The organism is Enterobacter sp. RHBSTW-00175, from assembly GCF_013927005.1.
Classification (GTDB): Bacteria; Pseudomonadota; Gammaproteobacteria; order Enterobacterales; family Enterobacteriaceae; genus Enterobacter.
The window spans coordinates 1,974,281-1,987,133 of sequence record NZ_CP055930.1; the positions used below are offsets into that span (position 1 = coordinate 1,974,281).

Genomic DNA, 12,853 nt, shown 5'->3' on the forward strand with positions numbered 1-12,853 from the left:
GCCGGGTGGCGGCTGCGCCTTACCCGGCCTACATCTTACGGTTTTGTAGGTCGGGTAAGCAAAGCGCCACCCGACAATCTAATTAACCCGCTACAGCAATACGCTTCATGTCGGTCATATAGCCACGCAGTTTCTGGCCAATTTTCTCGATTTCGTGGCTGCGGATAGCGTCGTTCACGTCACGCAATTGCGCATTATCTACCGCGCCTTCAGCAATCGCTTTGCCCAGGTCACCCGCTTGCAGGGTGGTCATGAACTCTTTCAGCAGCGGTACACATGCGTAAGAGAACAGGTAGTTACCGTACTCTGCGGTATCAGAGATAACCACGTTCATTTCGTACAGACGCTTACGGGCGATGGTGTTCGCTATCAGCGGCAGCTCGTGCAGTGATTCGTAGTAAGCAGACTCTTCGATGATGCCGGAATCCACCATGGTTTCGAACGCCAGCTCAACGCCTGCTTTCACCATGGCAATCATCAGTACGCCTTTATCGAAGTACTCCTGCTCGCTGATTTTGCCGTCAAACTGTGCAGCCGTTTCGAACGCAGTTTTACCGGTCTCTTCACGCCAGGTCAGCAGGTTTTTATCATCATTAGCCCAGTCAGCCATCATTCCGGAGGAGAACTCGCCGGAGATGATGTCGTCCATGTGTTTCTGGAACAGCGGAGCCATGATGGTTTTCAGCTGCTCGGACAGCGCAAATGCACGCAGTTTCGCCGGGTTGGACAGACGATCCATCATCAGCGTGATACCACCCTGTTTCAGGGCTTCGGTGATGGTTTCCCAGCCGAACTGAATCAGTTTTTCTGCATATGCCGGGTCAGTACCTTCTTCCACCAGCTTGTCGAAGCACAGCAGAGAGCCGGCCTGCAACATGCCGCACAGAATAGTCTGCTCACCCATCAGGTCAGATTTCACTTCTGCAACGAAGGAAGATTCCAGAACGCCCGCACGATGGCCACCGGTTGCGGCTGCCCATGCTTTCGCAATCGCCATGCCTTCACCTTTTGGATCGTTTTCCGGGTGAACAGCAATCAGGGTTGGTACGCCGAAGCCACGTTTGTACTCTTCACGGACTTCAGTACCAGGGCACTTCGGAGCAACCATCACAACGGTGATGTCTTTACGGATCTGCTCGCCCACTTCAACGATGTTAAAGCCGTGGGAGTAACCCAGCGCTGCGCCGTCTTTCATCAGCGGCTGCACGGAACGCACAACGTCAGAGTGCTGTTTGTCTGGAGTCAGGTTAACAACCAGGTCTGCCTGTGGGATCAGCTCTTCGTAGGTGCCTACTTTGAAGCCGTTTTCGGTCGCTTTACGCCAGGAAGCGCGCTTCTCAGCAATCGCTTCTTTACGCAGTGCGTAAGAGATATCCAGACCGGAGTCGCGCATGTTCAGACCCTGGTTCAGGCCCTGTGCGCCACAGCCGACGATGACCACTTTCTTGCCCTGAAGGTAGCTTGCGCCATCAGCAAATTCATCGCGCGCCATGAAGCGGCATTTGCCCAGCTGTGCCAGCTGCTGGCGCAGATTCAGTGTGTTGAAGTAGTTAGCCATGGTGATACCTCGTGATGTTGTACTGTCTTATTGTTCGGTTCGCATATGCGAGAATGAACTTACTATATGACAGGAAATTTATTGCGGAAATTGATATATTCACAACGTCACGTTGCAATTTCTGCAATGTAAAAAGAGGGAGTGGAATCAATGGATTTACGCGATCTGAAAATGTTCCTGCATCTGGCGGAAAGCCGTCACTTCGGGCGCAGTGCGCGCGCCATGCACGTCAGCCCCTCCACGCTTTCTCGCCAGATCCAGCGCCTTGAGGAAGACCTCGGCCAGCCGCTTTTTGTGCGTGACAATCGCACCGTGACGCTCACGGAAGCAGGGGAAGAGCTACGCGTCTTTGCCCAGCAAACGCTGTTGCAGTACCAGCAACTACGCCACACCATCGACCAGCAAGGGCCGTCACTGTCCGGCGAACTCCATATTTTTTGTTCCGTGACGGCGGCCTATAGCCACCTGCCGCCGATCCTCGACAGATTCCGCGCAGAGCACCCGTCGGTCGAAATCAAGCTCTCGACCGGTGATGCCGCCGATGCCATGGAAAAAGTGGTGACGGGAGAAGCAGATCTCGCCATTGCCGGGAAACCGGAAATGTTGCCTGGCGCCGTCGCGTTCTCAATGCTGGAAAATCTGGCGGTGGTACTGATTGCCCCTGCGCTGCCCTGCCCGGTGCGAAATCAGGTGTCGGTAGAAAAGCCAGACTGGTCAACGGTGCCGTTTATCATGGCCGATCAGGGCCCAGTGCGCCGCCGCATTGAGCTGTGGTTCCGCCGTCAGAAAATCAGCAACCCGTCGATTTACGCTACAGTAGGTGGCCACGAGGCGATGGTGTCGATGGTGGCGCTGGGTTGCGGCGTGGCGTTGCTGCCGGAAGTGGTGCTGGAAAACAGCCCGGAGCCGGTGCGTAATCGCGTGATGATTCTGGAGCGCAGCGACGAAAAAACACCGTTTGAGCTTGGCGTGTGCGCACAAAAAAAGCGGCTGCATGAGCCGCTTATTGATGCGTTCTGGAACATATTGCCGAACCACTAACCCGCGAGGAAGAACCTGAACGCCGGGTTATGGGTTTCGTCATGACAGTCGTAACCCAGTTCGTTCAGCCGCGTTTCGAAATCAGGCTCGTGCTCGCCCAGTTCGAATGCCGCCAGCACTCGACCGTAGTCCGTACCGTGGCTGCGGTAGTGGAACAGAGAGATGTTCCAGTGCGTACCCAGCGTATGCAGGAACTTGAGCAACGCCCCTGGTGATTCCGGGAACTCGAAGCTGTACAGACGTTCCTGAAGCGGCTTCGACGGACGCCCGCCCACCATGTAGCGAACGTGCAGCTTCGCCATTTCATCGTCGGAAAGATCCACCACGCTGTAGCCACCTTCGTGCAGCAGGTTGAGGATCTCTTTACGTTCTTCCAGACCGCGACTCAGGCGCACGCCAACAAAAATGCAGGCATCTTTGGCGTTAGCAAAACGGTAGTTAAATTCCGTCACTGAGCGGCCGCCAAGCAGCTGGCAGAACTTCAGGAAACTGCCCTTCTCTTCCGGGATGGTCACCGCCAGCAGGGCTTCGCGCTGTTCACCCAGCTCGCAGCGCTCGGAAACATAGCGCAGACCGTGGAAGTTAACGTTGGCACCGGAAAGCACATGCGCCAGACGTTCGCCGCGAATGTTGTGCTGCGCGACGTATTTTTTCATCCCTGCCAGCGCCAGTGCGCCAGAAGGTTCCGCAACCGCACGAACATCCTCGAACAAGTCTTTCATCGCCGCGCAGATAGCATCGCTATCAACGGTGATGATATCGTCGAGATACTCCTGGCACAGGCGGAAGGTTTCATCGCCAATGCGTTTAACGGCCACGCCTTCGGCAAACAACCCGACGCGCGGCAGGTCCACCGGATGACCCGCATCCAGCGCTGCTTTCAGACAGGCTGAGTCTTCCGCTTCAACGGCAATCACTTTGATTTGCGGCATCAGCTGTTTGATCAGCACCGCCACACCCGCCGCTAACCCGCCACCGCCAACTGGCACAAATACGCGGTCAAGATGGGCATCCTGTTGCAGCAGTTCCAGCGCCAACGTGCCTTGTCCGGCAATTACCATTGGATGATCAAATGGCGGCACCCAGGTGAAACCCTGCTGTTGCGCCAGTTCAATGGCTTTGGCTTTCGCTTCGTCAAAGTTTGCGCCGTGAAGCAGCACTTCGCCGCCAAAACCACGCACCGCATCCACTTTGATATCTGCCGTGGCAACCGGCATCACAATCAGCGCTTTCAGCCCCAGGCGGGCAGAGGAGAACGCCACACCCTGAGCATGGTTGCCCGCAGAGGCCGTGATCACGCCGCGCGCTTTTTGCTCGTCGCTCAACCCAGCCATCATCGCGTAAGCACCGCGCAGTTTAAAGCTGTGTACTGGCTGGCGGTCTTCGCGTTTCACCAGAATTACGTTGTCGAGGCGCGAAGAGAGCTTTTCCATTTTTTGCAGTGGAGTGACCTGCACTGCTTCATAGACCGGCGCACGTAGCACCGCCCTAAGATATTCCGCCCCCTCAGGGGCGGCGGATAAGGGTTGTGATTCGGCCATCATTAGCCCCCAAGTTTCGATTTATCGCGCACCGCGCCTTTATCTGCACTGGTGGCAAGGCTTGCGTAAGCACGCAGAGCGAAGGAGACTTCACGCTGACGGTCTTTCGGTGTCCAGGCTTTGTCGCCGCGAGCTTCTTGTGCTTCACGGCGCGCTGCAATTTCCTGGTCGCTCAGTTTCAGCTGAATACCGCGATTTGGGATGTCGATTTCGATCAGGTCGCCATCTTCGATGATGGCGATATTGCCGCCACTCGCCGCTTCAGGGGAAACGTGGCCGATAGACAAGCCGGACGTACCGCCAGAGAAACGACCATCGGTGATCAGCGCACAGGCTTTACCGAGACCCATAGATTTCAGGAACGTGGTTGGGTAGAGCATCTCCTGCATCCCCGGCCCGCCTTTCGGACCTTCGTAGCGGATCACCACCACATCACCTTCCACGACTTTGCCGCTCAGAATCGCGTCCACCGCCTCGTCCTGGCTTTCATACACTTTGGCCGGACCGGTGAATTTCAGGATGCTGTCGTCCACGCCCGCAGTTTTTACGATACAGCCATTTTCAGCGAAGTTACCGTACAGCACGGCCAGACCGCCGTCTTTGCTGTACGCGTGCTCAAGCGATCGGATGCATCCTTCGGCACGATCGTCATCCAGGGTGTCCCAACGGCAATCCTGCGAGAATGCCTGGGTGGTACGAATACCGGCCGGACCCGCGCGGAACATGTTTTTCACCGCTTCGTCTTTCGTCAGCATTACGTCATATCTGTCCAGCGATTCTGGCAGCGTCAGACCCAGTACGTTTTTCACTTCACGGTTCATCAGCCCGGCGCGATCGAGCTCGCCGAGAATACCGAGCACGCCACCGGCGCGGTGCACGTCTTCCATGTGGTACTTCTGGGTACTCGGCGCCACTTTACACAGCTGCGGCACTTTGCGAGACAGCTTGTCGATATCGCTCATAGTGAAGTCGATTTCAGCTTCCTGTGCGGCCGCCAGCAGGTGCAGAACGGTGTTGGTGGAACCGCCCATGGCGATATCCAGAGTCATGGCGTTCTCGAACGCGGCTTTACTGGCGATGTTGCGCGGCAGCGCGCTGGCATCGTCCTGCTCGTAGTAGCGTTTGGTCAGCTCGACAATGCGTTTACCGGCGTTGAGGAACAGCTGTTTACGATCGGCGTGGGTCGCCAGCAGCGAGCCATTACCCGGCTGGGACAGGCCCAGCGCTTCGGTCAGGCAGTTCATGGAGTTTGCGGTAAACATGCCAGAACAGGAGCCACAGGTTGGGCACGCGGAGCGTTCAACCTGATCGCTTTGCTCATCAGAGACTTTCGGGTCAGCGCCCTGAATCATCGCATCAACCAGGTCAAGCTTGATGATTTTGTCGGAAAGCTTGGTTTTACCCGCTTCCATTGGGCCACCGGAAACGAAGATCACCGGAATATTCAGACGCAGGGAAGCCATAAGCATCCCCGGGGTGATTTTGTCGCAGTTGGAGATACAGACCATCGCATCGGCACAGTGGGCGTTCACCATATACTCGACCGAGTCGGCGATCAGCTCGCGCGACGGCAGTGAATAAAGCATCCCCCCGTGGCCCATTGCGATACCATCGTCAACAGCAATGGTGTTGAACTCTTTCGCCACACCGCCAGAGGCTTCGATTTGCTCGGCAACCAGTTTACCCAGATCGCGCAGGTGCACGTGGCCCGGTACAAACTGAGTAAAGGAGTTAACCACGGCGATAATTGGCTTGCCGAAATCGGCGTCGGTCATCCCGGTGGCGCGCCAGAGCGCACGGGCCCCCGCCATATTACGACCGTGGGTGGTGGTGGCGGAACGATACTTAGGCATGCTTTATTTACTCCCGTCTGACTATTAAATGGGACGGTGCGCGCCGTCCCATATTTATACTTAGTTGTTAACTTGATCCAACCAGCCGTATTTATCTTCCGTTTCACCGGTGAAGAGGCCAAAGAAAGCCTGCTGAATACGTTTAGTTACCGGGCCACAGCGGCCTTCACCTACCTGAATACCGTCAACACTGCGAACTGGTGTGATCTCAGCGGCGGTACCGGACATGAATACTTCGTCGGCCAGATACAGGGATTCACGAGACAAGACCTGCTCGCGCACTTCGATACCCAGATCTTTTGCCAGTTTGATAATGGCATCACGGGTGATACCCGGCAGCGCGGAAGAAGTGAACGGCGGAGTGAACAGGATACCGTCTTTCACTTCAAACAAGTTTTCGCCTGCGCCTTCAGAGATATAGCCATTCACATCCAGCGCGATCCCTTCCTGATAACCATGACGACGTGCTTCGCTGCCAACCAGCAGAGAGGAAAGGTAGTTACCGCCCGCTTTTGCAGCAGTCGGGATGGTGTTTGGTGCCACGCGGTTCCAGGAAGAAACCATTGCGTCGATCCCCTGTTCCAGTGCTTCAGCACCCAGGTAGGCACCCCACGGGAACGCAGCAATGATCACATCAGTGGTATAGCCTGCTGGCGGGTTAACACCCATGCCCACATCGCCAACAAACACTAACGGACGAATATACGCGCTGGTCAGGTTATTCTTACGAATCACCTCGCGGCAGGCTTCCATCAGTTCATCAACGCTTTGTGAGACAGGAAAACGATAAATTTTGGCTGAGTCATGCAGACGCTGCATGTGTTCGCGATGGCGGAACACCACTGGCCCTTTGTGAGAATCGTAGCAACGGATGCCTTCGAACACGGACGTACCGTAGTGCAGCGCGTGGGACATCACGTGGACTTTCGCGTCCTCCCAACGAACCATCTCACCATTGAACCAAATGTAATCAGCTTTTTTCGTCGTCATTTTTTTTCTTCCTGTCACGCTTAAGCGCGGATTTGTTGTGATGTGGTTGTGCTCTGGCAGATGGCAACATGGGCAACGTCTACCAGCTTTGTTAACTGACTAAACAGTAAGTCGACCGACCGCGCGCTGGCAACGGTTAATTCGATACTGATGTTCCGTGCGTCTGTGGCCGTCTCCATATTCATAGAGCAAATTTGAAAACCACGATGACGGACTACACGCAAAACACGTTCTAAGGTTTCTGGGTTGAAGCGAGCCTGCACGGCGACCTGATGTTGCATCATGATAATTTCTCCAGCATTTGTGAATTACTGGCACCTGGTGGTACCAACGGCCAGACATTCTCAAGCTCGTCGATTGAGACATGAAGCAGGTAAGGCCCTTCGCTTGACAGCATAGTGTCGAGTGCCGCTTCAACCTGGTCTTTACGGGTGATGTGCTGGCCTGGGATACCAAAGGCACTGGCCAGCATGAGGAAATCGGGGTTATCGGTCAGCGTCGTTTCGCTGTAACGCTCCTGGAAGAACAACTGTTGCCACTGGCGAACCATGCCTAAGCGCTGGTTATCGAGCAATACGATTTTCAGCGGTAACTGCTTACGCTTAACGGTGCCCAGCTCCTGAACATTCATCATGAAAGAGCCGTCACCGGAGATACAGATGACGGTATCGTGCGGACGGGCAACCTGTGCGCCTACCGCCGCAGGCAGGCCAAAGCCCATCGTGCCTAACCCGCTAGAAGTGATGAAGTTTTCCGGGCGAGTGTAGGTCATGTGCTGCGCAGACCACATCTGATGCTGGCCGACGTCGGTGGTGACCACGCTGTCTGCCGGTTTACGATCGGACAACTGTTTCAGCAACAGCGGCGCGTAGATGGCGTCACCCGGATGGTCGTAACGCCAGGCGTGCTCAACACGCATATCTGCCGTGTGTTGACGCCATTCATTGATGTTCAGCAGCTGCTGTAATGCAGGCAACAACACATTGAGATCGCCCTGAAGGGCCACGTGCACCTGACGCAGCTTATTCATTTCCGCAGGGTCGATATCCATGTGGATCACTTTCGCATTCGGCGCGAAGGTATTCAGTTTGCCGGTTACGCGGTCATCAAAACGGGCGCCTACGGCAATCAGCAAGTCGCATTCCTGAACCGCCAGGTTGGCGGCTTTGGTGCCGTGCATACCCAACATACCCAGATAGAATGGGTAATCTGCCTCTACCGCACCCAGGCCTTTCAGCGTGCAGGTGGCTGGCATTTGGGTGGCGGCGATAAAGCTTCGCAAGGCAGGTACGGCCTGCGCCATGCCCACACCACCACCGACATACAGCATCGGCTTTTGCGCTTCCGCTATCATCTGACGCGCCGCGTCCACTTCGGAATGTGGGAAAGCATCGTCGTTTTCCACGGTGGAGAAATGCGGCTCCAGCTCACCCAGGGCAACCTGGATATCTTTTGGGATATCAACCAGAACCGGGCCAGGGCGGCCAGAGTTGGCAACATAAAATGCATCCGCCATTACGCGCGGCAGCTCTTCCAGAGACTGAACGAGGAAACTGTGCTTTGTGCAGGCCAGTGACAGGCCCAGTACGTCCACTTCCTGGAAAGCATCGGTACCAATGAACGGGGAGGCCACCTGCCCGGTGATGGCGACAACAGGAACGGAATCAAGCAGTGCGTCGGCCAGGCCTGTGATCAGGTTGGTTGCCCCCGGGCCTGATGTTGCCATGCAGACGCCAGTTTTACCCGTAGCACGCGCATAGCCAATGGCCGCCATTGCAGCGCCCTGCTCGTGTCGGCACAACAGGTGTTCCACGCCGCCGTCATACAATGCATCGTAAATCGGCATAATTGCGCCCCCCGGATAACCGAAGACTGTTTCGACTCCCTGTGCGCGCAACGCATGTACTACCCACTGTGCACCATTCATAGTTAGTTCCCCGTCATAAATCGGGAGAAACAGAATTTTATGCTAATAGTCATTCTCTGCTCCTCGTTTAAGTTTTTTAGTCATAAAAAAACCCCCGGACCTTTCGGTGCGGGGGTCTTAGTTCGTTAAGGCTTGATTTCTATGCCTTTCCTCGTCCAAGTGCAGCCCCGCACGGTGGGATAATAATCACCACCACGCTAATCACGACCAGGCTAATCACTCGTAGAAGGGCTGTCATTTTCAGTTCTTTTTGCATCTTGTTCGAAGGAATACCTAAAGAGTTATCACAGATTCCGAATTAAACACAAGATTTATTTATGACGCATTTGTTTAGCACGCGAATGATTTTCCTAAAAATCTTTGTTTTATATGAAAAAAAATAGAAAATGAATTTTTTTCATTTTTTTTCGTTTACATCAGCGGTCAAACGGGGGGGTTATCCCTCTTTGCGGCGCCGATTCCATCCTGATGCAATAATTACACTTTGCCGCTAAAAGTGATGAATGCGTATCGTAAAGTCGCAAACATGCGGTCAAAAGCAAGAATAAAAACTGGCATAGTTGCCCGACAAGGAGGGTTTATATGTCACTGTCGGTTGTTTATACACGAGCCGCTATTGGTGTGAAGGCACCACTGATTTCTGTTGAAGTACATCTGAGTAATGGCCTGCCAGGGCTTACTCTCGTTGGTCTACCCGAAACCACAGTAAAAGAGGCCAGGGATCGGGTACGTAGCGCTATCATCAATAGCGGTTATACCTTCCCTGCCAGGAAAATCACCATCAACCTGGCACCTGCTGACCTTCCAAAAGAGGGAGGACGATATGATTTACCCATCGCTATTGCGCTTCTCGCCGCTTCTGAGCAGCTGAATACCACCAGGCTAAGTTCGTATGAGTTCATCGGAGAACTCGCTCTTACAGGCTCATTAAGAGGCGTTCCTGGCGCAATTTCAGGTGCCCTGGAAGCTATAAGCGCAGGCCGACAAATCATTGTGGCCAATGAAAATTCTCCTGAAGTGAGCCTGATTGCAGAAAAAGGGTGTCTGATAGCCGGCCATCTACAGGAGGTTTGTGCGTACCTGGAGGGGCGGCATGAGCTTGCCGAACCACGGGAGGCCGAAGATATCCAGCCGGACAACCGGGACGATCTCAGCGACATTATTGGCCAGGAACAGGGAAAGCGAGCCCTGGAGATTACCGCCGCAGGTGGGCATAACCTCTTATTGATTGGCCCACCAGGAACAGGCAAAACAATGCTGGCAAGCCGCCTGAATGGCTTACTGCCGCCATTAAACAATCGCGAGGCACTTGAAAGCGCCGCCATATTTAGCCTCGTTAGCTCAACATCACTGCAAAAGCAGTGGCGGCAACGACCCTTTCGCTCACCGCACCACAGTGCTTCTTTGACAGCAATGGTGGGTGGGGGCTCTATCCCGGGGCCTGGCGAAATCTCGCTGGCGCACAATGGCATCCTGTTTCTTGATGAATTACCTGAATTTGAACGGCGGGTTCTGGACGCCTTGCGTGAACCAATTGAGTCGGGACAGATTCACATCTCCCGGACGCGCGCCAAAATCAGTTACCCTGCGCGGTTCCAGCTGGTCGCTGCGATGAACCCCAGCCCAACAGGGCACTACCAGGGGAACCATAACCGGTGTACGCCCGAGCAGACGCTCCGCTATCTTGGAAAACTATCAGGTCCTTTCCTCGACCGGTTCGACTTATCTCTGGAGATCCCTCTCCCACCTCCCGGGCTACTCAGCAAGAACAACGGACAGGGAACAACTTCAGCGGAAGTGCGCGAAAGAGTCATCACTGCCCAGCAGAAGCAATATGCCCGTCAGTGCAAACTCAATGCCTATCTTGATAATGCGGAAATTCGGCAATTCTGCCATCTGTCGTCGGAGGATGCGCTTTGGCTTGAGGACACCCTGGTACGGTTTGGGCTTTCGATTCGTGCCTGGCAGCGCTTATTGAAAGTCGCCAGGACGATCGCTGATGTTGAAGGGTGTACTGAAATCCAGAGGCAGCATCTGCAAGAAGCATTGAGTTATCGTGCAATAGACCGTTTGCTACTGCATCTGCAAAAAATGCTGGCGTAAAAAAAGGGGCCATAGCCCCTTTTCTTGTCACATTAGTCGTCAGACTCGGTGTAATCTTCAGCACCTTCCATCTGAGGCTTACCGCCAGACAGTGTGTGGAAACGCTTAGGACGCTTGATACGCGCCATATATTTCACCCATACACGTTCTACTTCTGATACCGGCTCACGCTCGCCACGGCAAACGGCAACAAACTGTTTTTCGTCTTCCGTTTCTGGTTCACGTTTCCCCAGATCCAACTCGTTAAAGGCATAACCATGGCGCTCAAGCAGTTGTGCCTCTTTAATGGTGAAGTCACCATGGCGAGAGAACCCGCGCGGATAATTTTTATTGTCGAAAAAACGATTCGTCGTCGTAAAGCTTTCCGCCATCCTACACGCTCCTAATTCTTTGGCCGAGCTATTTATGGCGCGGAGTATTAGTTACGCTTGACAGAGTGTAAAACAAAACATTTAAATCATAACGACAAATAATTTTGCGGAGAAAGATGTGGATACGGAATTGCTAAAAACTTTCCTCGAAGTGAGCAGAACGCGTCACTTTGGGCGAGCAGCGGAAGCCCTTTACCTGACGCAGTCAGCGGTCAGTTTTCGTATTCGCCAGTTGGAGAATCAGCTGGGTGTGAATCTTTTTACGCGCCATCGCAACAATATCCGTTTGACGCCTGCCGGTGAAAAACTATTGCCCTATGCAGAAACGCTGATGAATACCTGGCAAGCAGCACGCAAGGAGGTTGCGCATACATCACGGCATAACGAATTCTCTATTGGGGCCAGCGCATCGCTATGGGAATGTATGCTCAGTCAATGGCTTACACAGCTATACCGTTCACATAACCACCTACAGTTTGAAGCAAGAATTGCGCAACGTCAGTCGCTGGTTAAGCAATTGCATGAACGGCAACTGGATCTCCTGATCACGACAGAAGCCCCCAAAATGGACGAATTTAGCAGCCAGATTATTGGGCAATTTAGCCTTGCACTGTATGCCTCTGAACCCTCAATGATGAAGGCTGACCTTAACTATTTACGCCTGGAATGGGGGCCGGATTTTCAACAACATGAGTCTGGATTGATCGCAAGTGATGACGTACCTCAGCTCACCACAAGCTCGGCTGAGATCGCCTGTCAGCATCTTTCTTTACTGAAAGGTTGCACCTGGTTACCCACGCGTTGGGCGAACAATAAGCCTGAATTGCATACTGTGGCGGATTCCACAACGCTCTCAAGACCGCTCTATGCCATCTGGTTGCAGAACAGTGACAAACAATCTCAGATAAAAGATCTGTTAAAAATCAACATAATGGAATGATGCATATTTCCTGCATGGATGCAGGTAGCATTTTCAAAGACGTGGTTTTAGCCTTTTTAAGGCAAAAAAAAATCCTTTGCCTAAGCAAAGGATTATATATGGCAGGGGCGGAGAGACTCGAACTCGCGACACCCGGTTTTGGAGACCGGTGCTCTACCAACTGAGCTACGCCCCTAAATTTTCTTACCATTAAGCCTGCTAAGATATAGCAGGCTTAATGTCTTAATAAGTGGCGGAACGGACGGGACTCGAACCCGCGACCCCCTGCGTGACAGGCAGGTATTCTAACCGACTGAACTACCGCTCCACCGAAGACTTTGTAACCACCGGATTAATGCACCGGCTTACTACTTAATTTGATGCCTAGCAGTTCCCTACTCTCACATGGGGAGACCCCACACTACCATCGGCGCTACGGCGTTTCACTTCTGAGTTCGGCATGGGGTCAGGTGGGACCACCGCGCTAAAGCCGCCAGGCAAATTCTGTTAAATCTGTATCAGGCTGAAAATATTCTGTCTCTCAACCGCC

The 12,853-nt window shown here is 53.7% G+C and carries 12 protein-coding genes, 2 tRNA genes and 1 rRNA gene; 3 read left to right on the forward strand and 12 right to left on the reverse strand.

Features of this window, described 5'->3' with window-relative positions:
- Positions 1–82: 82 nt before the first annotated feature.
- Complete coding sequence (gene ilvC, locus HV107_RS09330) at positions 83–1,558, reverse strand: ketol-acid reductoisomerase (protein ID WP_182062962.1); 1,476 nt, start codon at positions 1,556–1,558, stop codon at positions 83–85.
- Positions 1,559–1,708: 150 nt separating this feature from the next.
- Here ilvC and ilvY point away from each other — a divergent pair, with 150 nt between their 5' ends.
- Entirely contained in the window at positions 1,709–2,599 is an 891-nt protein-coding gene (ilvY, locus tag HV107_RS09335; RefSeq protein ID WP_182062963.1) for an HTH-type transcriptional activator IlvY, read from the forward strand.
- Here the strand turns inward: ilvY and ilvA are convergent.
- The 7 genes from ilvA to ilvL form a co-directional block, all read right to left on the reverse strand.
- The gene (gene ilvA, locus HV107_RS09340) at positions 2,596–4,140 is read right to left on the reverse strand and encodes a threonine ammonia-lyase, biosynthetic (protein ID WP_182063493.1); all 1,545 of its coding nucleotides are present in this window, start codon (positions 4,138–4,140) and stop codon (positions 2,596–2,598) included. The genes ilvY and ilvA overlap by 4 nt on opposite strands.
- Positions 4,141–4,142: 2 nt before the next feature.
- Complete coding sequence (gene ilvD, locus HV107_RS09345) at positions 4,143–5,993, reverse strand: dihydroxy-acid dehydratase (RefSeq protein ID WP_182062964.1); 1,851 nt, start codon at positions 5,991–5,993, stop codon at positions 4,143–4,145.
- A gap of 60 nt (positions 5,994–6,053) precedes the next feature.
- Positions 6,054–6,983, reverse strand: a complete 930-nt coding sequence (gene ilvE / locus HV107_RS09350) for a branched-chain-amino-acid transaminase (RefSeq protein WP_182062965.1) — start codon at positions 6,981–6,983, stop codon at positions 6,054–6,056.
- 20 nt (positions 6,984–7,003) lie between these two features.
- Positions 7,004–7,267 (reverse strand): acetolactate synthase 2 small subunit, encoded by a 264-nt coding sequence (gene ilvM, locus HV107_RS09355; RefSeq protein WP_182062966.1) that lies wholly within the window; start codon positions 7,265–7,267, stop codon positions 7,004–7,006.
- Positions 7,264–8,910 carry an acetolactate synthase 2 catalytic subunit gene (gene ilvG, locus HV107_RS09360; RefSeq protein ID WP_182062967.1) on the reverse strand — a complete coding sequence of 549 codons (1,647 nt, stop codon included), beginning with the start codon at positions 8,908–8,910 and terminating at the stop codon, positions 7,264–7,266. The genes ilvM and ilvG overlap by 4 nt, the downstream gene beginning before the upstream one ends.
- A gap of 2 nt (positions 8,911–8,912) precedes the next feature.
- The gene (gene ilvX / locus HV107_RS27510) at positions 8,913–8,963 is read right to left on the reverse strand and encodes a peptide IlvX (protein WP_220458432.1); all 51 of its coding nucleotides are present in this window, start codon (positions 8,961–8,963) and stop codon (positions 8,913–8,915) included.
- 86 nt (positions 8,964–9,049) lie between these two features.
- Positions 9,050–9,148 carry an ilv operon leader peptide gene (ilvL, locus tag HV107_RS09365; RefSeq protein WP_001311244.1) on the reverse strand — a complete coding sequence of 33 codons (99 nt, stop codon included), beginning with the start codon at positions 9,146–9,148 and terminating at the stop codon, positions 9,050–9,052.
- A 344-nt stretch (positions 9,149–9,492) separates the two neighbouring features.
- Between ilvL and HV107_RS09370 the strand changes: the two genes are divergently transcribed.
- Positions 9,493–11,013 (forward strand): YifB family Mg chelatase-like AAA ATPase, encoded by a 1,521-nt coding sequence (locus tag HV107_RS09370; protein ID WP_182062968.1) that lies wholly within the window; start codon positions 9,493–9,495, stop codon positions 11,011–11,013.
- Between the two features lie 32 nt (positions 11,014–11,045).
- Here HV107_RS09370 and HV107_RS09375 read toward each other — a convergent pair whose 3' ends face one another.
- On the reverse strand, positions 11,046–11,384 hold the full coding sequence (locus HV107_RS09375) for a DUF413 domain-containing protein (RefSeq protein WP_182062969.1): 339 nt from the start codon (positions 11,382–11,384) through the stop codon (positions 11,046–11,048).
- Positions 11,385–11,502: 118 nt separating this feature from the next.
- Here HV107_RS09375 and hdfR point away from each other — a divergent pair, with 118 nt between their 5' ends.
- Positions 11,503–12,324, forward strand: a complete 822-nt coding sequence (gene hdfR / locus HV107_RS09380; RefSeq protein ID WP_182062970.1) for an HTH-type transcriptional regulator HdfR — start codon at positions 11,503–11,505, stop codon at positions 12,322–12,324.
- Between the two features lie 99 nt (positions 12,325–12,423).
- On the opposite strand, the gene HV107_RS09385 is transcribed toward hdfR, so the two are convergent.
- The 3 genes from HV107_RS09385 to rrf form a co-directional block, all read right to left on the reverse strand.
- Positions 12,424–12,499, reverse strand: a tRNA-Trp gene (locus HV107_RS09385).
- 55 nt (positions 12,500–12,554) lie between these two features.
- Positions 12,555–12,631, reverse strand: a tRNA-Asp gene (locus HV107_RS09390).
- A gap of 54 nt (positions 12,632–12,685) precedes the next feature.
- A 5S ribosomal RNA gene (rrf, locus tag HV107_RS09395) occupies positions 12,686–12,801 on the reverse strand.
- Between the last annotated feature and the right edge of the window lie 52 nt (positions 12,802–12,853).